Annotated in this window: 23 protein-coding genes; 13 read left to right on the forward strand and 10 right to left on the reverse strand. The window is 39.3% G+C overall.

Features of this window, described 5'->3' with window-relative positions; all coding sequences use genetic code 11:
• The first annotated feature begins 22 nt into the window (after positions 1-22).
• The 4 genes from TLET_RS07690 to TLET_RS07705 all read left to right on the forward strand — a co-directional run bounded on the left by TLET_RS07690 (position 23) and on the right by TLET_RS07705 (position 3,555).
• Positions 23-898: a radical SAM protein gene (locus tag TLET_RS07690; protein WP_012003529.1), complete on the forward strand. Its 876-nt coding sequence runs from the start codon at positions 23-25 to the stop codon at positions 896-898.
• A 108-nt stretch (positions 899-1,006) separates the two neighbouring features.
• Entirely contained in the window at positions 1,007-1,399 is a 393-nt protein-coding gene (locus TLET_RS07695; RefSeq protein WP_012003530.1) for a class II SORL domain-containing protein, read from the forward strand.
• 39 nt (positions 1,400-1,438) lie between these two features.
• Positions 1,439-2,641 (forward strand): FprA family A-type flavoprotein, encoded by a 1,203-nt coding sequence (locus tag TLET_RS07700; protein ID WP_012003531.1) that lies wholly within the window; start codon positions 1,439-1,441, stop codon positions 2,639-2,641.
• Complete coding sequence (locus TLET_RS07705) at positions 2,638-3,555, forward strand: ribonuclease HIII (RefSeq protein ID WP_012003532.1); 918 nt, start codon at positions 2,638-2,640, stop codon at positions 3,553-3,555. Before TLET_RS07700 ends, TLET_RS07705 begins: the two co-directional genes overlap by 4 nt.
• On the opposite strand, the gene TLET_RS07710 is transcribed toward TLET_RS07705, so the two are convergent.
• The 8 genes from TLET_RS07710 to nth form a co-directional block, all read right to left on the reverse strand.
• On the reverse strand, positions 3,533-4,555 hold the full coding sequence (locus tag TLET_RS07710) for an aminopeptidase (protein WP_012003533.1): 1,023 nt from the start codon (positions 4,553-4,555) through the stop codon (positions 3,533-3,535). The genes TLET_RS07705 and TLET_RS07710 overlap by 23 nt on opposite strands.
• Positions 4,545-5,648 carry a DUF917 domain-containing protein gene (locus tag TLET_RS07715; protein WP_012003534.1) on the reverse strand — a complete coding sequence of 368 codons (1,104 nt, stop codon included), beginning with the start codon at positions 5,646-5,648 and terminating at the stop codon, positions 4,545-4,547. The genes TLET_RS07710 and TLET_RS07715 overlap by 11 nt, the downstream gene beginning before the upstream one ends.
• Positions 5,649-5,663: 15 nt before the next feature.
• Positions 5,664-6,620 carry an ABC transporter ATP-binding protein gene (locus TLET_RS07720; protein WP_012003535.1) on the reverse strand — a complete coding sequence of 319 codons (957 nt, stop codon included), beginning with the start codon at positions 6,618-6,620 and terminating at the stop codon, positions 5,664-5,666.
• Positions 6,613-7,575 (reverse strand): ABC transporter ATP-binding protein, encoded by a 963-nt coding sequence (locus tag TLET_RS07725; protein ID WP_012003536.1) that lies wholly within the window; start codon positions 7,573-7,575, stop codon positions 6,613-6,615. Before TLET_RS07725 ends, TLET_RS07720 begins: the two co-directional genes overlap by 8 nt.
• Positions 7,572-8,429, reverse strand: a complete 858-nt coding sequence (gene nikC, locus TLET_RS07730) for a nickel transporter permease (RefSeq protein WP_012003537.1) — start codon at positions 8,427-8,429, stop codon at positions 7,572-7,574. The genes TLET_RS07725 and nikC overlap by 4 nt, the downstream gene beginning before the upstream one ends.
• A 13-nt stretch (positions 8,430-8,442) precedes the next feature.
• Positions 8,443-9,462, reverse strand: coding sequence for an ABC transporter permease (locus TLET_RS07735; RefSeq protein WP_012003538.1), 1,020 nt, complete (start codon positions 9,460-9,462; stop codon positions 8,443-8,445).
• A 13-nt stretch (positions 9,463-9,475) separates the two neighbouring features.
• Positions 9,476-11,017: an ABC transporter substrate-binding protein gene (locus TLET_RS07740; RefSeq protein ID WP_012003539.1), complete on the reverse strand. Its 1,542-nt coding sequence runs from the start codon at positions 11,015-11,017 to the stop codon at positions 9,476-9,478.
• Positions 11,018-11,090: 73 nt separating this feature from the next.
• Positions 11,091-11,744, reverse strand: a complete 654-nt coding sequence (gene nth / locus TLET_RS07745; protein WP_012003540.1) for an endonuclease III — start codon at positions 11,742-11,744, stop codon at positions 11,091-11,093.
• Positions 11,745-11,779: 35 nt separating this feature from the next.
• Here nth and TLET_RS07750 point away from each other — a divergent pair, with 35 nt between their 5' ends.
• From TLET_RS07750 to scpB, 9 genes are read left to right on the forward strand one after another with little or no spacing between them, the layout of a single operon-like run.
• Positions 11,780-12,868, forward strand: coding sequence for a M24 family metallopeptidase (locus tag TLET_RS07750; RefSeq protein WP_281771408.1), 1,089 nt, complete (start codon positions 11,780-11,782; stop codon positions 12,866-12,868).
• Between the two features lie 15 nt (positions 12,869-12,883).
• A complete protein-coding gene (gene efp, locus TLET_RS07755; RefSeq protein ID WP_012003542.1) occupies positions 12,884-13,441 on the forward strand; it encodes an elongation factor P in 558 nt (185 codons plus the stop codon).
• A gap of 11 nt (positions 13,442-13,452) precedes the next feature.
• On the forward strand, positions 13,453-13,791 hold the full coding sequence (locus tag TLET_RS07760; protein ID WP_012003543.1) for an Asp23/Gls24 family envelope stress response protein: 339 nt from the start codon (positions 13,453-13,455) through the stop codon (positions 13,789-13,791).
• 27 nt (positions 13,792-13,818) lie between these two features.
• Positions 13,819-14,223: a transcription antitermination factor NusB gene (gene nusB, locus TLET_RS07765; protein WP_038051556.1), complete on the forward strand. Its 405-nt coding sequence runs from the start codon at positions 13,819-13,821 to the stop codon at positions 14,221-14,223.
• Positions 14,224-14,238: 15 nt separating this feature from the next.
• The gene (locus TLET_RS07770) at positions 14,239-15,900 is read left to right on the forward strand and encodes a formate--tetrahydrofolate ligase (RefSeq protein WP_012003545.1); all 1,662 of its coding nucleotides are present in this window, start codon (positions 14,239-14,241) and stop codon (positions 15,898-15,900) included.
• 11 nt (positions 15,901-15,911) lie between these two features.
• Positions 15,912-16,733 carry a bifunctional 5,10-methylenetetrahydrofolate dehydrogenase/5,10-methenyltetrahydrofolate cyclohydrolase gene (locus TLET_RS07775; protein WP_012003546.1) on the forward strand — a complete coding sequence of 274 codons (822 nt, stop codon included), beginning with the start codon at positions 15,912-15,914 and terminating at the stop codon, positions 16,731-16,733.
• Positions 16,730-17,716, forward strand: coding sequence for a tryptophan--tRNA ligase (trpS, locus tag TLET_RS07780; RefSeq protein ID WP_012003547.1), 987 nt, complete (start codon positions 16,730-16,732; stop codon positions 17,714-17,716). Before TLET_RS07775 ends, trpS begins: the two co-directional genes overlap by 4 nt.
• A gap of 27 nt (positions 17,717-17,743) precedes the next feature.
• Entirely contained in the window at positions 17,744-18,412 is a 669-nt protein-coding gene (locus tag TLET_RS07785) for a segregation and condensation protein A (RefSeq protein ID WP_012003548.1), read from the forward strand.
• Positions 18,396-18,914, forward strand: a complete 519-nt coding sequence (scpB, locus tag TLET_RS07790) for an SMC-Scp complex subunit ScpB (protein ID WP_012003549.1) — start codon at positions 18,396-18,398, stop codon at positions 18,912-18,914. The genes TLET_RS07785 and scpB overlap by 17 nt, the downstream gene beginning before the upstream one ends.
• Here scpB and nuoF read toward each other — a convergent pair.
• Together nuoF and nuoE are read right to left on the reverse strand one after the other, a co-directional pair.
• The gene (gene nuoF, locus TLET_RS07795) at positions 18,886-20,511 is read right to left on the reverse strand and encodes an NADH-quinone oxidoreductase subunit NuoF (protein ID WP_012003550.1); all 1,626 of its coding nucleotides are present in this window, start codon (positions 20,509-20,511) and stop codon (positions 18,886-18,888) included. The genes scpB and nuoF overlap by 29 nt on opposite strands.
• Entirely contained in the window at positions 20,508-20,996 is a 489-nt protein-coding gene (nuoE, locus tag TLET_RS07800) for an NADH-quinone oxidoreductase subunit NuoE (RefSeq protein ID WP_012003551.1), read from the reverse strand. The genes nuoF and nuoE overlap by 4 nt, the downstream gene beginning before the upstream one ends.
• Between the last annotated feature and the right edge of the window lie 15 nt (positions 20,997-21,011).

The raw sequence follows: 21,011 nt of genomic DNA on the forward strand, positions 1-21,011 counted from the left end.
ATAATTTCTCTGAGGAAACATCATGAGACCTATTTATGAGAAAATCAAGCGAAGAGCTGACATTTTGAAAAGAAGAATGAAAAAATGCAATCTTTGTCCGAGAAAATGTGGTGTAAACAGATTAAACAACGAAATTGGCGCCTGTAAAACAGGTTATGGGGTTTTTGTTTCAAGCTATGGTCCACATTTTGGCGAAGAAAGTTTTTTGGTGGGCAAGGGTGGCTCCGGAACGATCTTTTTCAGTGGTTGCAACATAACATGCGTTTATTGCCAGAATTGGCAAATAAGTCAGTCCGTCAAAGAAAAGAAAATTTCTGTAGAAAAACTGGCAAACATAATGATAGAACTCCAGAAAATGAATTGCCACAACGTGAACCTTGTTAGTCCAACCCACCAGATAGCCTTCATTGTTGAAGCCGTTTCAATTGCTGTCGAAAAAGGACTCAAAATTCCTATTGTCTATAACTGTAGTGGTTATGAATCTTTATACACACTTGAATTACTCGAAGGATTAATTGACATATACATGCCAGATTTCAAATACGGGGAAGATTCAATAGCTCTGAAATACTCCGGTATAAAAAATTATGTGGCTCACACCTTTTCTGCATTAAAAGAAATGCACAGGCAGGTAGGTGCTTTGAAAATAGAAAACAATTTAGCTGTGCGAGGCGTTTTTGTAAGGCATCTCGTTTTACCGGAAAGATTAACTGCCCTAGAAAAAATTTTTCAACTTATATCTTCAATTTCCAGAGATATACCCGTGAATATTATGAGCCAGTATTATCCAGCTTACAAAGCTCATCATTATCCAGAGCTTTCAAGAAAAATTCACGTTGAAGAATACAACGAAGTTTTTCAAATGGCTAAGGATTTTGGGTTAAAAATAATCGCTTAGCAAAGTAATACCCCGAAAAACTGCCTGGTTATAAATTATCTAAATAAATGAAATGCTTTTATTTCTTAACACCTATGGTGTTAAAATATATTCAGAGGAGGTGTAATTATGAGTCTATCAGAACGAATACAGAGTGCTGACTGGAAGGCAGAAAAACATGTACCTGTAATCGATTGCCCAGACAGTGTTAAAGCAGATGAGCTTTTCGAAGTAAAAGTCTCAATTGGTAAAGAGATCGCTCATCCAAACACAACAGAACACCACATCAAATGGATCAAAGTTTTCTTTCATCCAGATGGTGAGAAATTCACTTATGATGTTGCTACATTTGAATTCAATGCTCACGGTGAAGCTGTAGCTGGTCCTAACCAGGGATCAGTGTGGACTCACCATGCGGGAAATTTCTGGATGAAAATCAAAAAGTCTGGAACAATGTATGCCCTTGCTTATTGCAACATTCACGGCCTTTGGGAAAGCAGTAAAAAGATAACTGTAGCATGAGTGCCGGCATTTGCCGGCATTCTGTAAGGGGGTACACATATGAGAGCTGTTGAGATAAAACCCGATGTTTACTGGGTAGGCGTTAATGACAGATTCACACATCTTTTTGAAGGTTTCTGGCCTATAGGAGAAGAAGGTATATCTTACAACGCGTATCTGCTGAAAGATGAAAAGAATGTTTTGATAGATCTTGCAAAATCTATAAAAACTGATGAATTCTTTGAGCAAATCGAAGAAATAATTCCAGTATCAAAAATAAATTATGTGGTCATAAATCATATGGAACCAGACCATACAGGTATCTTAACAGTTTTAAAAAAAATAGCGCCAAACGTGGAGATTCTTATAAGCGAAAAAGGCGCAAATCTTTTGAAGGCTTTTTACCATATAGACAACAAGGTGAGGATTGTCAAAGATCAGCAGGAGATAAATATAGGGAAAAAAACTTTGAGATTCTATTACACACCTTATGTTCACTGGCCGGAAACAATGATGACTTATGAGATAAACCATAAAATCCTGTTTTCCTGCGATGGATTTGGAGGGTATGGAGTTCTGAGAGGAACCATATTCGATGATGAATGCAGTGAAAAAGATTTTTACCTTAAAGAGATGCTGAGATACTATACCAATATAGTTGCAACATTTTCTCGTCCTGTGCTTAAAGCCATAGAAAAACTAAAATCAGTTCCCATAGAGGTCATCGCACCTTCTCATGGTTTGATCTGGCGCAAGCAACCAGATCTGGTCGTAAATTTGTACAAAAAGTGGGCCGAATACGCCTCTCAGCCATCTGAAAAGGGCGTAACATTGCTTTATGGATCTATGTATGGAAATACAGAAAGATTCATGAGCAGTGTTCTAAAAGGACTTTCGCAAACAGGAATACCTGTTGAAGTTTTCAATGTTGCTGAAACACATGTGAGTTATATACTGGCCTCTTTGTGGAAATATAGAGGTGTGATTATTGGAGCTCCGACATACGAAGGATCTCTCTTTCCACCAATGGCAGAGACACTTGAAGTGTCATCTATCAAGCATGTTCAATTCAAGACAGCCGCGATATTTGGTAGTTATGGCTGGAGTGGAGGTGCCTCAAAGCGCGCTAAGGAAATAGCAGAAGCTTTGAAATGGCAGATAGTTGATGTTTATGATTTTAATGGTGGACCAACCGAGGAAGATTTAAAGAGGGCAGAAAAACTCGGCTTTGATTTTGCACAGAAGATTTTAAACCAGCCATGATAGATGACCTAAAAAACAAATTGTTAAAAGCAAATCTGAGAATTGTATCCCAAAAAGAGATTCAGTATGGTATCCAGTTTTTGATAGAAAATTGCGGATACCTGAGAATATATTTCAGAAAAAACAAAAGTACAACTGTCGATCTATCTCAAATAAAACCATCGTGTCTTGAGAAAATTAAACATGCATTGGGGGAAGAAAAACCGACATTCGAAACTCTTTTTTGCAAAGACTCAGATCTTTCTATACAGAAGCGCATTCTGGAAAACCTTCCCGCCGATCCCAAAAATATTTTACCGGCAATAGGATCTGATGAAGTGGGGAAGGGCGATGTTTTTGGTCCTGTTGTGGTTACAGCTGTGTACATTGGTTGCAAAGAGTATGTAGCTTTGAAAGATGTGGATATAAAAGATAGTAAATCTATTAACGATCGCAAAATTTTAGAGATTTCGAAAAAAATAAAAAATATCTGCCCTCATGCGATTGTTGTCTTTGAGCCTGAAAGATTGAATGAAAAAAAGATAAATATGAACAGATTACTGGAACAAATGCACATAGATGCAATTTCACGAGTTTTAGAAAAAAGATCATCACTTATAGCTGTATACGACGATTTCGGAGCAAAAAAAGACAGAATGAGGTCAGTTGAACAATTAACCCTGATAGGATTCAAAAATGGTGAAAGAAACCTTGCTGTAGCTGCAGCATCAATTGTATCGAGGGCAGAATTTTTAAATTGGATAGAAACTCGTTCCAAGTTTTATGAAATGGAGATACCACTTGGAGCAAGTAATAAAACTATAGAGTTCATCCGCCAGTTTATCAAAAAATATGGCCTGGAAGAACTGAAAAAAATTGCAAAATTGTGTTTTTCAAATGTTAGAAAGTTTCTTACTTTGGAACAAAATTCATGAGTTCTTCATCAACGACAACGCCATTTTTCACAACAACGGCATCATCAAGAATTATGGTCGAATTAAGACAAACCCCATCGCAATGTGACGGAGCTTGATCTTCCATTTTTATATCTGGAATCATATCCTCCCCTATGTATCCGATCCCCCATTCACTGCACCCCCATACTCTTTCATCCTCAAGCACATTGCCCGTGAGTTTGGCTCCTGGATTGAAACCAAGCGATATATGAGCTAGTCTGAACATACCTCGATGTTTAAATGATTCAAGCCATTTTTTAAAAATAATGCTTTCTGTTCCTCCTGAAATTCTTTTTATTTCGCCATTTTCAATAGTGAGCTCCACAGGCTCCCTAAGTATGCCAGCAGGAGGAACAAGAGATCCATCAAAAACTATTTTACCGTTTATGGATTCAAACACAGGTGACCAGCTAATTTGCCCAGGAAGCATATAAATCCCCGGTAGATTTGCTTCTCCTGAATCGCATATAACGGGTCTATGTGGATGATTTTCGAAATTTATATCTGTGCCAGCGGCGGTTGTGATTCGAACCTTTCTGGCTTTCGAGATTCTCTCTGTTACCTTTTTGAGAAATTCTCTCAATTTTCTCAGATCGAGATCCAGTGTTCTCTGCATCATTTCCGAATTCATACCAACCAGGCACATATATCTAAGATTTTTATTTTTCATGGCCTGTTCATAAACTGTGGAATACAGGAGCCATCTTTCATTAAATTCAATCCATACGTCGCAATGTTCCAGAGCGGCACTCAGTGTTCTTAAAGGAAGCTGCGGATCAGCTGCTTTTCCAACACCATCTGGAGCAGGCACGCATATAAGAACAGGTTTCGCACCCATTTCAACAGCTGCTGCCGCTGTAATCTGAACCACTTGCAAATCTGAAAGTGTGTCATAAGTCAAAACAACTTCTTCGCCTTCTTTGATTTCAAATACATCGTTAATGAGTTTTTTTGCAGGGCGAATCAATTCAAATCGCACTTTTTATTCTCCTCTCAACAGGAATAAAATCTATATCAAAGCCGAAATGTCTTGGCCCAAGTATCTCAATAGCCCTTGGACTGCGCCATACTGGCTCTGAGGGAATACCAATAACGCTGACTTTGTCTTTTCTTTTCAGGTGTGGATTCAGTACAGGAGAAGCATCTTCGGAGTGGACAAGTATTATCAGATCCGGGCTGGTGACATATGGAATGTCGTCAATCCATGAGATCAGATTTTCATTTTTAAACCATATTTTCATAATTCTCCCTTTATATTTTTCCACACCTTCTATGTACATATCTCCTACTGTAAAACCATCTTCGTCTCGCCAGTTTGCATCTTTCAGGGCAACACCTTTGAATAGCACGTACCCACCGGCAGATTTTGCAACCGCTGCAACGGGATCTTCTCCTTTAATCAGAGCTGCCTCGCGAACTTTCGCTATTTTCCATGCTTTTGACAGAGTGTTTGCTACGATCGACTTTTTCAAGATTTTAGCATCGAGCGGATGAGATGTCACACCTATTCTATTTTCACTTGCCACAGCCACAGATCTGATAATCTCTTCGGCTTGTTCATCACATGAAATTTCCGGGACTATTATTTTATCCCCAAATTCATTACACAATGAAAATGGAGTCATAGGGATATCATATAAAAAGAAAGTTGTGTGCTGAACCTCGGGGACTGCACGACCCACGGGATCTGCATTCACAACAGGAATGTTTTTCATAGCAGCCACCTGGAAAGCCACCGCCGTATTTCCTCCGCCAAGTTCTGTTGGAAAAACACCTGAAATTTTTTTGCCCATGAACTCTTCGAGTATGTTCAAAGATTCCAACACAGGAGACGTAATTTTCCTCGAAATTTTCTTTTTTTCTATCATGTCTCTCGGGGAAACTGACCCAACAAAATATGGGCATGCCACCAAATCGCCTTCGTTTAACTCTTCCAAGGAGATCATATTAACTTCTGCATTCACTTCTTCAACCATTTTCACACCCTCTTGCAGATCACCGCCGCCGCCAGTACCAAGCAAAGCACATCCAAACAAAATTTGTTTAATATCATCTAAATTAAGTCTAATCACATCCTGTGCCCCCTTTCAGCTTTTCCAACAGGCAGAAAATCTATTGTCTTTCACCTGCTTCAAACTCATATCGTGCTTCGAACAAATATTTTCTGCAATCGGACATCGCGTGCGAAATAAACAGCCAGACAATAACTCAACAGGATCAGATGGTTCTCCCTGAACTCTTGGCCTGAACAAAGGAATATTTGGATCTGGAACAAATATCGAGGAAATCAAAATTTCAGTGTACGGGTGAAGTGGATTATCTATCACTTCTTCAGTTGGACCCAGCTCCATAACCTTTCCGAGATACATCACCATTGTTCTGTGGCTGATACTCCTGACCACAGAAATATCATGGCTAACAAATAGATACGTTAAATCAAACTCATTTTGCAACTGCATCAAAAGATCTATCACCTGAGCTTGAACAGACACATCTAAGGATGCGGTAGGTTCATCCAAGATGAGAGCTCCGGGCTTTATCGACAGCGCACGGGCTATAGCAACGCGCTGGCACTGACCTCCACTCAGCTCTCCTGGATACTTGTACATATGTTTTTCATTCAACCCTACACGCTCCAGTAGCTCGAGAACCATACCTTTTCTGTCAATACTGGAGAATCTGGTATGAACCATTAAAGGCTCACTCACTATTTCGAGAACCTTCATCCTTGGATTTAATGACGTCACAGGGTCTTGAAAGACCATCTGAATTTTTCTTGAAACCTTCTGTCTGTACTGTTCACCTTTCAAACCGTTTACTTTTACGCCATCAAGGTATATTTCACCGCTCGTTGGCTGAACCAAACCATTAATGCAGCGAACTAATGTACTTTTTCCACTTCCTGATTCTCCTACTATTGCCAGTGTTTCACCAATTTTCGTGGAAAAACTTATTCCATCAACAGCTCTCAAAATTTTCTTTCTTCCCCAGATGCCACTGGATCTGACCAAAAAATACTTTCTCAGATTAACTACCTCAATCATCTCTGACACCACCACATGCGTGACATGCAACCAGATGTCCTGGTTCAATTTCAACAAGCTCTGGAGATATCTCTGAACAAATTTTGCGGCTTATTCCACATCGGCTGTGAAACCTGCATTCATTCGAAAAACTATTGAATGACGGAACAGAACCAGCGATTGGCTTCGGTCTGGTTTTCTTTTTTGGATTAAATATGCAACTCATAAGACCTGCTGTATACGGATGCAGCGGTTTTTCAAAAATTGTTTTCTTCGGTGCAATTTCAACCATCATCCCGGCGTACATAACCCCAACACGATCAGCTATCTGAGCAACGATACCCATATCATGTGTGATGAAGAGAATAGAAAGTTGATTTTTTTCCTTTATCTGAGCTATCAGATACAAGATTTGACGCTGCACTGTCACATCAAGTGCAGTCGTTGGTTCATCGGCTATCAACAATTTTGGTTTGCACGCCAGTGCCATTGCTATCATAATGCGTTGTCTCATGCCACCAGAAAGTTCATGTGGATAAGATTTAAGAATTCTATCTACGTCGTATAACTGAACCTGTTTCAGCAGCTCTGGCATTTTTAAGCCTGCTTCTTTCTTAGACATATGCTGCCTCGTTACCAGAATGTCCATTAACTGTTTTTCAACAGTATAAAGTGGGTTTAATGAAGAGGTCGGATCTTGAAAGATCATAGCCACATCTCTTCCACGAATCAACTCTACTGTTTTATCGTCTATTTCCGTTCCATTGAAAAAAATCCTCCCCGATCTAATAGCATTTACAGGAAGCAGATTCAAGATAGAAATAGCTGTCACCGTTTTTCCGCATCCTGTTTCGCCAACCAGCGCAAACACTTCGTTATGGTTGATAGAAAATGAAACATTCTCAAGCACTTTTATCTTTCCACTGAGTGTTGCAAAAGTCAAAGAATAGCTTTCAAATTCCACAAGTTTTTTCACAGAAAAAATCTCCTCCTGAGCCGCGGATCAAGAATTTCTCTCAAAACATCTCCGAGCAAATTAAAACTCATAACGAGTAAAAATATGAACAAGCCAGGAAAAGTTGGAACCCACCAGTAATTCAGAAAGTAATTCTTTCCTTCACTTATCATTAATCCCCAGTCTGGAGCTGGTGGCTGGACCCCCAGGCCGAGAAATGACAAAGCAGCTGCCTCCAGTATGGCTGAGCCCATATCCATGGTAGCCTGTACCAGAACGGGAGTTACACAATTTGGGAAAATATGCCTGATCATAATCATAAAATTTGAAACACCAGCAGATCGCGCCGCTTCTACGTAAGCGAGCGTTTTAATCGAAAGCACCTGAGATCTTGATAACCTTGCATACCACGGCCACCAGGTTATCACCAGAGCAAGCACAGCATTACCCAACCCTTTTCCAAGAGTCGAAGCTATCAACAGAGCCAGCAATAAAGGTGGAAATGCAAGGAAAATGTCGGTAAATCTCATTAACAGATTATCTACAATTCCACCGAAATATCCAGCGGCAATGCCGACAATCATTCCTATCAAACCCGAAAACGTCACGACAGTTATACCAACCAGAAGTGATGTTCTGCTGCCGTAGATAATACGGCTGAGTATATCTCGTCCCATGTGGTCAGTTCCCAGGATATGCTTGCCGCCAGGTGGTTGAAGGCGTTCCGAAAGATTCGGTTCTCCCAGCGCCTGATCTTTATAAGGAGTTATAAATGGCGCAAAAATAGCCATGAACAAAGTCAACGCGATTACCACAACTGAAAACAAAGCTGTTGGTTTTTTTAACGCAACTTTCAATACCAGAATGGAATCCAAAAATTCCACCACCTTAATATTTAATTCGCGGATCTATTTTTGCCTGAAGAATATCCACTACGAAATTGATCAGAACATATGTTATCGAAACGACAAGTGTCACCCCAACGATAGCAGGATAATCCATACTCAATATTGAATTTGCAGCATATCTTCCAAGCCCCGGCCAGTTGAAAATCAATTCAACCAGAAAAGCTCCAACAAGCGTATAGGCAAATGAAAGAGCAACAGTCACCATCGCTGGTGCTATGGCATTTTTCAATGCGTATTGAAAATAGATTTTTCTTTTCGGTATGCCATAAGCTATAGAAGTTCTTATGTAATTTTCATTCAAGACTTCTATCATCATCGATCTTACCTGTCTTGTTATCAAACCAATGGGATAAACAGATAAGGTTATTGCAGGAAGGATCAAATGTTTAAGAACGTCCACAAAAGCTGGAATATTCCTATCAATTAAGGTATCGATCAAATAGAAACCTGTAATTTCCTTAAACGGATTCGTGAGTGAAACAACAATATCAATCCTGTCGGATAATGGTAATATACCAAGATACTTGAAAAATATTAATTGAAGAATCATTCCAAACCAGAAACCAGGCAATGAAACTCCTGCTACTGCGAAGATTCGATTTATACTATCGGGTAATTTGTTCTGGTATACTCCAGCATAAACTCCCAGGATAATTCCGATAATTATGGCTAAAAATTCTGAAAAAAGAATCAACTCAAAGGTAGCACCAAAGGCTTTGAATATATCCTGTGAGACCGGATTGTGCGTTCTTATAGAAATACCAAGATCCCCTCGCAAAAGATCTTTGAAAAAATAGAAAAAACGCTCAAATAGGGGCAAATCGAGTTTCAATTTCTCTCTTGCATTCTGGAGAGCACTGTAGGTTGGATGTGGGCCAACCCACAGTGCAGCAGGATCTGATGGAACAACTGCCGATATTACATAAACAACCAGTATCACGCCAAAAATTACTATGAGAGAACTTATCAGTCTTGAAACACTATACCTTAACCAGTTCACAGATCAATCTTCCTCAGAAATTTGTTTCTAAATTATAGAAAAATACAACATTCGGATAAGCAGGATTGCTTTCAAATCCTTTTATTGATTTATGAAGCACATAAACCTCATCAATTTGGTATAGCGGAATCGCTGGCATATCTTCTCTGAGTAGAGTTTCAACCATTCTGTAAAATTCTTCCGCTTTCTTCAAATTAATGCCTTCTAAGGTGACTGCTCGATCCATAAGTTCATCAACTTTGTCGTTGTAGTAATAAGAGAGATTAAACAGAACCTGATCTTCGGTATGGAACATGCTGTATAGAAAATCATACGGTGTCATAACAGTTGGCCACCAGTACATTATGAACATGTCCTGAGCTTGAGATGGATCACTTCTCGCAAGCGCCCATTGTTGTTCCCAGTTCATTGGTCTGATTTCTGTATCTATGCCAAGTTTCTTCAACGATGACCAAATCAGTTCAGCTGTTTTTTTCTCACCTTCATCGCTCTGCATGTAAGTCAGAAGGACTCTGAATGATTTCAGGTTTAACCCGGATTTGCTCAGAAAATTATCCGCTTTATTGAGATCCTGTACAAGTGGTTCCAGATGATCTGCATGAGCAACCATGCCTTTGGGTATGATGCCATTAGGCCTTGTTCCATAGCCAAGCAAGACATACTTCAGGATATCATCGTAAGGGAGAGCATATGCGACTGCTTTTCTGAAATCTTTGTTATTGAACGGAGGTTTTTTCGTGTTAAAAAACAGATAAAGCACCTGATAACTTGGTTTCTTTTTCACAATTACATTTGGATTATTCTCAAGTTTTTTTAAATCATCGTATATCAAATCTCTTGTGATATGAGCTTTTCCCGAAGTAACCATCTGTGAACGCAGTGAAGGATCAGGAACAATCTGAATTATGGCATTTTCAAATTTTTTGTTATTCCATCCTCCCCAGTAATCATCAAATTTTCTCAAAACAATCTGTGTTTTGGGATCATATTTTGCTAACACATAAGGTCCAGACCCGGCTTCGTTTCCTGAATTAAACCAATCTGTTATAACCTGATCATTTCCAATCTGGCTAACTTTCTCGCTAAAGATAAAAGCACCATATCCTGAAGCAGCTATCAATGGAATATTTGCCGGATATTTTAATTTGAAGACGACAGTGTACTTATCTGGCGTCTCAATACTTTCAACACTATCCCAGATGTAAGACGGTCCTCCAGCAAGGTTTATACACCTGTAGATAGAGTATTTTACGGACTGAGAAGTCAACTCTGTGCCATCATGAAATTTAACATTTTTTCTCAGCTTAAAAACCCACTCTGTTCCAGAATCATTCGATTTCCACTCAGTCGCAAGCACGGGGACCAATTTTCCGTCGGCGTACATAGTGAGCGTTTCATAAACGTTGTTTAAAACAACAATTGAGTTGGAGAACTCTGTGCTCGGATCAAGTGTTATCATCTCAGAACCAAATGCATAGATTACTACGCTCTGATTTTGACCAAACAAAAGCATCGAAACAACTAAAACTGCACAAAGCGTAAGAAATTTTCTCATAGAAAGCACCCCCTTCTTATGTTTTGTTATATTATACGCTCATCAAATCTACTTACATATTTTCTTTTGAGATTCAATTTTTTCCATTTTCTGAAAATTTGATTGAATTAAAATATTCACAATATTTATTCACAGGGCATTCCTGACATTTTGGTTTTCGAGGTAAACAAACCTTTTTTCCAAATTCCACCATTGCACCATTTATTGGCCCCCAAAACTTCTCAGGTATTATCTTTTTAAGCCCTTCTTCGGTTTGTTCCGGTGTTTTGGTTTTCACAAAACCAAGTCTGTTTGATATTCTGTGTACATGAGTATCAACAGCAAGGGCTGGCTGGCAAAAACAATGATATAAAACAATATTCGCTGTTTTTCTTCCTACACCCGGCAAACTCAACAAATCATGCAGGTTTGCCGGGATTTTTCCATTGAATTTTTCAACAATGATCTGAGAAACTTTTATTATCCTCTCCGCTTTTTGCCTGTACATACCGGATGCTTTTATCAAATCGTAAATTTGAGAAGGTTTTGCCATAGAAAGAGAATAGACATCTGGAAAACTCTCGAAAAGTTTTTTGGATGCTTTATCTGTGTTTTCGTCTTTTGTTCGTTGGCTAAGTATTGTCGCAATAAGTACTCTAAATGGATCTTTTTCAAAAGAAGATCGTGGAAACAGATCTATAATTTTCTTGCACACGAAAATTATCTGTCTTCTGTTCGTTTCTGCCACCTCCTTGACTATTTATTGTACAATTAAACGAGGAGGTGCAGAAATTGAATAAACTTGAGAGATTCTTTGACAAAATTGAAAAAGCGGGTGTTGATGTTGCTTTAATCTACAATGTGGAGTATTCATCAAAGCCATCAACATATTATCTTTCAAATTTCACAGGCTCTTTTAGCGTACTTTTGATAAACAGAGAAAAGCAGTTCATAATAACAGACTCGAGATACTTTGAACAGGCCAAGCAACAGACAGATTTCAAACTGGTTGAGTTCAGAAATTCGAGTCTGATCGGCACAATCCATTCTGTTTTAAATCAAGAATTCAAAGCAAAAACCATAGGGCTTGAGTTTCAAAGAATAAGTCATAGCGTCTTCGAAAAACTCAGCAGCGAAATAGACGCTAAGTTTGTTCCTATAGATTCGATGATTGATAATTTGAGGGAGGTGAAAGATGAAAGAGAAATCGAACTTATAAAAAAGGCTGTCGAAATAAGTGAAAGAGCATTTTTAAAGACTATAGAGATTATAAAAGATGGTATAACTGAGAAGGATATAGCTGCTGAACTTGAATACAATATGAAAAAGTCTGGTGCAGATGGAATTGCTTTTGAAACAATTGTTATCTCTGGCCCAAGAACATCTCTTCCCCACGGAAGACCTTCTAACAGGAAGATATCCCTGAATGAACCTATTTTGTTTGATTTTGGAGCGTCGTTCAATGGTTACTGTGCGGATATAACGAGAACTATATTTTTCGGAAAACCGGACGACGAATTTAGAAAAGTTTACCAAACAGTATATGATGCGCAGAGTTTAGCTCTCCAGAATGGTAACTCTCGAATGACAGGAAAGCAACTTGATTTTATAGCAAGGGAACACATCTCGAAAAATGGCTATGGCCAATACTTTGGTCACGGACTCGGTCATGGAATTGGTATTGAAATTCACGAATCCCCAAGAGTAAGCAGCAGTAATGAAAACCTTCTGCCTGCCGGCAGTGTTGTTACCATTGAACCGGGAATATACCTTGAAGGGAAGTTCGGCGTTAGAATAGAAGAAGACGTCGTGGTTCGAAGCAATGCTCTGGAAAAACTGACAAACTTGAAGAGAGAGCTAATTACAATTTAATCTGGAGGTGAAGTCATGGTAGAAGTTGGTGATCTGAAAAAAGGCATGGTAATAATGGTAAATGGTGAACCTCATCGTGTTGTTGATGTGAGCAAACACCACATGGCCATGGGAAGAGGTATAATACGGACCAAACTTAAAAGTGTCGTAACTGGATTTGTCAAAGACGTGAATTTCAGTAGCGGAGAAAGAGTTGAGGAAGCAAATCTATCATTCAGACAGGCTCAGTTCCTTTACAGCGATGGCGCGCACTACCATTTTATGGCACTCGATGATTACGAGCAGTATATCCTCTCAGAAGAAGATTTGCAGGATGCAAAGTGGTATCTTATAGAAAATCTTGAGCTGAGTCTTGTATTTCTGGAAGATAAACCCATTGGAGTTCAGTTGCCTAATGTGGTAACCTTAAAAGTTGTCGAAACAGAACCAAGTTTTAAAGGTGATACGGTATCTGGAGGCGGAAAACCAGCTGTGCTGGAAACCGGTCTGAAGATTAATGTGCCATTTTTTGTGGAAACAGGTGAGTTTATAAAAGTTGATACTCGTACTGGAGAGTATGTCGAACGCGCATAGGAGGTGATTTTATGGAAAACAAAGGCATGGGAAACATAGATATCTCCGATAATGCAATAAGAGAAATTGCCCTGAGAAGCATCTTCGCTGCATTAGAAGTAACTGATGAAAAAAAACAGAAAAAGATTAGAAAATCACTGCAAATCGATCGATCTCCTGAAGATAACGTGACGATCGGTGTAGAAATATCAGTTCCATTTGGAAAATCCCTTGTTGAAACTGCCCAGAAAATTATGGAAAGAGTGAAAATGGATATCGAACGAATGACAGACCTCCAAGTTGCCGCCGTGAACGTAAAAATAGAAGACGTCGAAGAAGGCGAGCAGGAGAAAACAGAAGAGAAGGAGTGATCATCACCCGTGACTCGTCGCAGCAAAATGAGAGATTTAGTTTTCAAAGTGATATTCCAGAATGAATTTCGCAACGATTCAATTGAAACAGTTCTTGAAGATATATTGCACATCAGCAAATCTGGCTTAATGAAAGCAGACATAACAAGGTATGTAAAGGGCATTTACGAGAACCTTCCATCAATAGACGAAAAGATTTCTCTGTGTCTTGAAAACTGGAGTTTACAGAGGCTTTCTCTGGTGGATAGAAGCATTCTTCGCTTAGCCACTTACGAGCTTTTATACGAATCGGACGTTCCTATTGAAGTTACACTTGATGAAGCTGTGGAAATTGCAAAAAAATACGGAACTGAGAACAGCAGTAAATTTGTCAACGGAGTTCTTGATAAAGTGGCTAAGTCTTTTGCACCAGAAGAAAAACGGTACATCTAAGGGAGGGAGTTAATCATGCTGAGTGATATAGAAATAGCGCGGTCTGCAAAACTGGAACCAGTAATGAATATTGCAAAGAATTTATCAATACCTGGAGATTTTTTGAATAGTTATGGTAAATTTATGGCAAAAATCTCTCATAGTTTTCTCAAAAATCTCAACATTCGAAAAGGTAAACTCATTCTGGTAACTGCTATGACACCAACGCCCGCCGGAGAAGGTAAGACAACAACAAGCATAGGCCTGTCAATGGCGCTTAATAAAATAGGGCATAGATCCATTGTGACTTTAAGAGAACCGTCTCTGGGTCCTGTATTTGGCATAAAGGGTGGTGCAGCCGGGGGAGGATATTCTCAAGTTCTTCCAATGGAAGACATAAACCTTCACTTTACTGGGGACATTCATGCTGTTGGAACTGCTCATAACCTTATATCAGCTGTCATAGATTCTCACATACGTTTTGGGAACGACCTTGATATCGACTTAACAAAAATAACGTGGCCAAGAGCAATAGACATGAATGATCGTGCCCTTAGAAACATTGTCATTGCACTTGGTGGACATGCCAATGGTTATCCGAGGGAAGATGGTTTTGTCATAACTGCTGCTTCAGAAATAATGGCTATTTTATGTTTATCTAAGGATCTGCAGGACCTCAAAAATCGCGTGGGGAATATTGTTATAGGATGGTCAAAGAATGGAAAACCAGTGACTGTGCACGAGCTTGGCATAGAAGGGGCAATAGCAGTTATTTTGAAAGATGCTATAAATCCAAACCTCGTTCAAACAATTGAGAATACTCCCGCTTTCATTCATGGGGGACCATTTGCAAATATTGCACATGGTACTAATTCTATAATTGCAACAAAAATGGCTCTTGGTCTTTCAGATTACGTAGTCACAGAAAGCGGATTCGGCTCTGATCTCGGTGCAGAAAAATTCTTTGATTTTGTTTCCCCGGCAGCTGATTTGAAGCCATCGGTAGCGGTAATAGTGGCAACAGTGAGAGCAATAAAATATCATGGTGGTGTTCCACTGAAAGATTTAGAAAACGAGAACCTCGAGGCAATTAAGAAAGGTATAGAAAATTTGAAGATCCATATCGAAAATGTCAAAAAATTCAATGTGCCTGTGGTAGTAGCATTGAACAGATTTGCAACAGATACCGAGCGAGAGCTCGATTTAGTTGTAAACACTGTTGAGAAACTCGGAACGAAAATCTCTTTAAACGAGGCCTTTGCAAAAGGTAGTGAAGGAGCGATAGATCTGGCAAAAAAGGTAATTGAAGTTGCAGACGAATCAAAATTCAGCCCCATCTATAAATGGGATTCACCCGTTGAAGAAAAAATAAAAATCCTCGCCACAGAAATATATCGTGCAAAAGATGTCTCATTTTCGAAAGAAGCTATCACTTCTTTGAAGCAGATTGAAAAAGCTGGTCTATCAAACCTTCCAGTAATAGTTGCAAAAACCCAATACTCGATATCCGACGATCCATCTAAACTTGGTGCTCCAGATGGTTATGTATTCAACGTCAGAAACTTCAAACTTTCCTCGGGAGCGGGTTTCATTGTTGCCATCAGCGGAGAAATTATGTTGATGCCCGGACTTGGAAAAAAACCTAACGCAGTGAACATTGACATTGATGAAAAAGGAAATATCACAGGCCTGTTTTAGGAGCTGATTGCATGATTATAGATTGCAGGTCCATTTCGAAAGAAATTGATGAAGAAACCCTGAAACTTCTAACTATATGCAAGACAAAGCCTAAGCTCGTCAGCTTTACAATTAATCCAGATTCTGGAACCATATCTTATCTGAAAAGCCAGCAAAAAAAAGCCCGATCACTTGGCATAGAATACGAGACAAGGGTGCTTGATTCTGTTGATGATCTGAAATCAGACATACTGAATGCATCAAAAGATAGTTCTGTTCATGGTATTTTCGTCTCGCACCCTCTGCCTGCAGGGATAAATGAAATGGAAATAGCCAAATTGGTGGATCCGGAAAAAGATATAGAAGGAAGAAATCCACTCAACATGGGATACCTCATATATGGGAAAGAAGATTTTGCACCATGTACTGCAACTGCTGTTGTTCGAATTTTGACTTCGGTTACCAGCGTAACCGGAAAACAGGTAGTGATCATAGGCAGGAGCACAACTGTGGGTCAACCAGCAGCAATAATGCTTCTAAGACGTGATCGAAGTGCAACTGTAACGGTATGCCACAGCAAAACCAGAGACATACCATCGATAACAAAAAAGGCAGACATAATAATTGTTGCAGTTGGGAAGGCAGGTTTTCTTAAAAAAGATATGGTTAAAGAAGAAGCAGTTGTAATAGATGTTGGAATAAATATTCTCGACGGAAAGATAGCTGGTGATGTTGAACAATCGGTTCAGGAAATAGCATACTTAACACCGGTGCCTGGGGGAGTAGGACTTGTCACTACTTCAGTACTTATGAACAGAGTTGCTAAAAATGCATCGAGAGGTGATAGTAATTGAGGATCTTAAGTGGCGTTAGACCAACGGGCAAACCACATGTTGGTAATTATATAGGTGCGTTGAAAAATTGGAAAAAACTTCAAGAAGAGGGAAATGAGTGTTTTTATTTTGTTGCAGATTGGCATGCTTTAACCACGGCTTATTCAGAAACTGATGAACTAAAAACTTTCACAAGAGAAGTTATGAGATCTTTTCTCGCCTGCGGCCTTAATCCAGAAAAATCAATTCTCTTCGTTCAATCTGCCATAAAGGAACATTCTGAACTTGCTCTTTTATTCTCTATGATAGTCCCCATATCCTGGCTTGAAAGAGTCCCAACATACAAAGAAATGCGTCAACAACTTTCAGATAAAGATCTATCAAATGCAGGATTTCTACTTTATCCAGTTTTGCAAGCAGCTGATATACTCATGTATCTGGCTGAAGGTGTGCCAGTTGGCGAAGATCAGACTTATCATGTTGAATTAACCAGAGAAATAGCGAGAAGATTCAATTATATATACGGTGAAACATTTCCAGAACCAAAAACTCTTTTATCGATAATCCCGAAATTACCGGGTACTGATGGCAGAAAAATGAGCAAGAGTTATGGAAATACAATACCACTTGAAAATACTTTGAGCAACCTTGAAAAATCTATACTGCCAATGATGACTGATCCGGCAAGAAAGAGGAGAACAGATCCTGGAAACCCCGAGAAATGCCCCGTATGGGATTACCATAAAGCTTTTGAGATTAATGACGAAGAAAGCCAATGGGTTATTGAAGGATGTACGAAAGCAAAGATAGGCTGCATTGATTGCAAAAAACTGCTCATTAAAAATATGAAGAAAGAACTTGAACCAATCTGGATTGGCTATGCGAAAATAGATTCTGATCCACATTACGTTGATGATATTATGGAGGAAGGTAACAAAAGGGCAAGATTTGTTGCTCAAAATACGATGAATCTCGTCCGAGAAAAAATGCATCTCTTATTTTGAGGTGATCTTCTGGAATTAGTATTTCGTTTGCAGGAATTTGAAGGTCCACTTGATTTACTACTTTACCTGGTCAGAAGGCGCAAAATAAATGTGCGCGAGATTTCTATTTCGCAGTTAGCAGATGAATTCATTGAACATGTAGAGCAGATGAAAAAACTCGATCTGAATATCACATCTGATTTTCTCACCACAGCAACGCAACTTATGGAAATCAAAGCCAGATACATGATACCTGCTTTGAGCGAAAAAGAAGTTAAAGAACTGAAAAAACGCGAAGAAGATATATACAGGAGGCTGGAACTTTATGAACAAATAAAGCAACTCAGTGAAGACCTTCAGAATAGAGTTAAAAGTATGGCTGGAAGGAAAGCGGTCCGTCTGGCTGCCCTACCTCAAATAGAACATGAAAAACTAACCCTTGTCCTTCAATCAGCTTTACAGGAGATCAGCATAAAAAAAGCCGTCTACAAAATTAGAAAACAATCGATGACAGTTGAACAGGCAATGGAAAATATACTGGAAAATTTGTCAAAAGATCAGGAAATAAATCTCTACGATATTTTAAAAAAAGCCGAAGATCGCTACCAATTGATAATATATTTTCTTGCTATACTGGAACTCATTTTTTTCAAAAAAATCTCACTTTTTGAGAAAGAGAATGATTTTATCTTGAGGGGGAATGGGTTTGAAGCTTAATGCCATAATGGAGGCACTTATATTTGCATCAAAAGGCATGACAGTACAGCAACTTGCAAAAATAGCAGAAATAACAGAAGAACAGGCTGAAAAGGCTCTTTATGAATTATCCCGGCACTACGGCGGAGAAGAACATGGCGTGGAGCTTAAGAAGATAGGAGATGTTTATAGATTCTACACAAAACCTGAATATTCAGAGTTCGTGAAAAAAATTGGTAAAACAATTTATTCAAAACTTTCTGCCGCACAGATGGAAATAGTAGCCGCAATAATACTCAACGGTCCTTCAACGGTTCAATCGTTAAATGAAATGAGAGGCAAAGATTCTTCTGCCATCGTGAGATTTCTGCACAAATCCGGAATTCTGGTGAGAAAAAGACATGGGAACAGTTATTTATATCAGCTGAGCGAGAATTTCAAAGACTTTCTCATGATAGAAGAGGTGCTCGAACAATTCGAGCACCTCAAGCAAGCTAAATACGAACCTTCTTCTGAGGCTTGACAAAATTACAGACTCCATGGGGGCATTTCTCAACGCCAACATGGCTCAGAAAATCATGTTCAAAATTGTTTAAAATAGATAGCAAGGGCACGTTTATACTTTGGCCAAGCCCACAGAGAGAAGCTTCCTGTGTGATAATGGCTATTTTTCTGAGCGTTTCAAGGTCTTCTTCTTTACCCTGGCCCTTACTCATTCTCTCAAGTATTTGCACAGATAGTCTTGTGCCTTCTCTACAGGGTGTGCACTTTCCACAAGATTCGTGCTCAAAGAACATCATCGTATTTAATGCCACGTCAACAGGACAGGTATCTTCCGACATTGCCAGTATGACGCCAGATCCTATGGATACACCATGATTCTTGAAAGAGTCATAGTCAAGCGCTACATCAAGTTTGTCTACACCAACAAATGTTCCAGCTGTTCCGCCAGTCTGTACCATGTAAAGTTGCTTGCCGCCAACGAGACCTCCACCAAATCTGTAAATTAAATCACGAACAGTCACGCCCATTGGAACTTCAACTATTCCACGTCTGACAACATTACCAACAAGCGAGAAAACCTTCGTTCCTGGAGAAGAAGGTGTTCCAAAAGACTTAAACCAGCCCGGGTCATTTTGGATAATGGGCGGGATATTTGCAAAAGTTTCAACGTTGTTTATCACAGTCGGTTTGCCGAACAAACCATTTGTTGGTGGATATGGCGGTTTTAACCTTGGTCTGCCAGATTTTCCTTCGATCGATTCAAGCAAGGCTGTTTCTTCACCACATATATATGCGCCCGCACCAAGTCTCACAACGAGGTCAAAATCAAATCCACTTCCCATTATGTCTTTTCCAAGAAATCCATACTCGTAAGCATCTTTTATCGCTTTCTGGATATTTTCTACAGAACCGTAATACTCACCTCTTATATATATGTATCCCTTAGTTGCTCCAACTGCATAGCCACAAATCACCATCGCTTCAATAACAGAATGTGGATCCCCTTCCATTATCAATCTGTCCTTGAAAGTACCTGGTTCTCCTTCGTCTGCGTTACATACAACATACTTCTGATCGGCTTGAACTTTCGCTGTCAAATCCCATTTGAGCCCTGTGGGAAAACCGGCACCACCTCTACCACGAAGACCAGATTCTTTTACCCAATCTATTACCTGATTGGGTTTCATTTCTTTCAAGACTCTGTGTAATGCGAAATAACCATCTCTCGCTATGTATTCATCTATGTTCTTTGGGTCTATTAATCCCACGTTCCTCAAAACAATTCTTGTTTCAGCGCTGACTTTTTCTTTTTCAACGACCAATTTCAGTTTCTCTCTGGGTATTTCTAAAGAAAGCACCACTCTACCTTTCAAAAGGTGTTCCATAGCTATTTTTTCTACATCGGAAACTGTATTAACTGAATAATAAACATCATCCGGGAAGACAGCCATTACAACTCCTTGAGTATAAACACCCATTGAACCTGTCTCAAGAACATCCACTGTGTCTTTCAGGTTGTATTTTTCCACAAGCTCTCTCAAGTAGTTAACAAACTGCCTTGCACCAAGTAAAACACTGTTTGAATCAACTGAAACGAGTACAAGCATAGGTTTCATTGCTTCTCACCACCCTGGCGAAGGCTTTCGATAATTTCTCTGATTTTTTTGACAGTAAGATCACCATAATATTGATCATTTATCATGATAACAGGAGCCACGCCACATAGACCTAAACAACTTGTAGTTTCAAGCGTGAACAGTCCATCTTCCGTTGTTTCACCAAATTTCACATTGAGCATCTCTTGAATTGTTTTAACAATTTCCCTTCCTCCCGTAACATGGCATGGTAAATTGACACACACTCTTATGACATACCTTCCACGTGGCTTCGTAGAGAACATTGTGTAAAAAGTCAGAACCTCATAAACCTTAGATGGTGGAACATTGAGCTCTTCAGCAACTATTTCAGCTGCTTCCGGGGGTATGTAATTTCCAAAATGATCCTGAATTCGATGCAATATGTTAATGAGTATATCTCTTTCTTCAAGAGACTGAGAGCTAACCTCTTTGATAAGCGCGCACACCTTCTCACGATCAATCATGAAAATGCCTCCTTC

The organism is Pseudothermotoga lettingae TMO, from assembly GCF_000017865.1.
Taxonomy (GTDB): Bacteria; Thermotogota; Thermotogae; order Thermotogales; family DSM-5069; genus Pseudothermotoga_B; species Pseudothermotoga_B elfii.

Excerpts from the sequence above, each read along its gene's own strand:
- TLET_RS07690 (WP_012003529.1), top strand. The coding sequence starts at position 23 with ATGAGACCTATTTATGAGAAAATCAAGCGAAGAGCTGACATTTTGAAA.
- TLET_RS07695 (WP_012003530.1), top strand. The coding sequence starts at position 1,007 with ATGAGTCTATCAGAACGAATACAGAGTGCTGACTGGAAGGCAGAAAAA.
- TLET_RS07700 (WP_012003531.1), top strand. The coding sequence starts at position 1,439 with ATGAGAGCTGTTGAGATAAAACCCGATGTTTACTGGGTAGGCGTTAAT.
- TLET_RS07705 (WP_012003532.1), top strand. The coding sequence starts at position 2,638 with ATGATAGATGACCTAAAAAACAAATTGTTAAAAGCAAATCTGAGAATT.
- TLET_RS07720 (WP_012003535.1), bottom strand. The coding sequence starts at position 6,620 with ATGATTGAGGTAGTTAATCTGAGAAAGTATTTTTTGGTCAGATCCAGT.
- TLET_RS07740 (WP_012003539.1), bottom strand. The coding sequence starts at position 11,017 with ATGAGAAAATTTCTTACGCTTTGTGCAGTTTTAGTTGTTTCGATGCTT.
- efp (WP_012003542.1), top strand. The coding sequence starts at position 12,884 with ATGGTAGAAGTTGGTGATCTGAAAAAAGGCATGGTAATAATGGTAAAT.
- TLET_RS07760 (WP_012003543.1), top strand. The coding sequence starts at position 13,453 with ATGGAAAACAAAGGCATGGGAAACATAGATATCTCCGATAATGCAATA.
- nusB (WP_038051556.1), top strand. The coding sequence starts at position 13,819 with ATGAGAGATTTAGTTTTCAAAGTGATATTCCAGAATGAATTTCGCAAC.
- TLET_RS07770 (WP_012003545.1), top strand. The coding sequence starts at position 14,239 with ATGCTGAGTGATATAGAAATAGCGCGGTCTGCAAAACTGGAACCAGTA.
- TLET_RS07775 (WP_012003546.1), top strand. The coding sequence starts at position 15,912 with ATGATTATAGATTGCAGGTCCATTTCGAAAGAAATTGATGAAGAAACC.
- scpB (WP_012003549.1), top strand. The coding sequence starts at position 18,396 with ATGGGTTTGAAGCTTAATGCCATAATGGAGGCACTTATATTTGCATCA.
- nuoF (WP_012003550.1), bottom strand. The coding sequence starts at position 20,511 with ATGAAACCTATGCTTGTACTCGTTTCAGTTGATTCAAACAGTGTTTTA.
- nuoE (WP_012003551.1), bottom strand. The coding sequence starts at position 20,996 with ATGATTGATCGTGAGAAGGTGTGCGCGCTTATCAAAGAGGTTAGCTCT.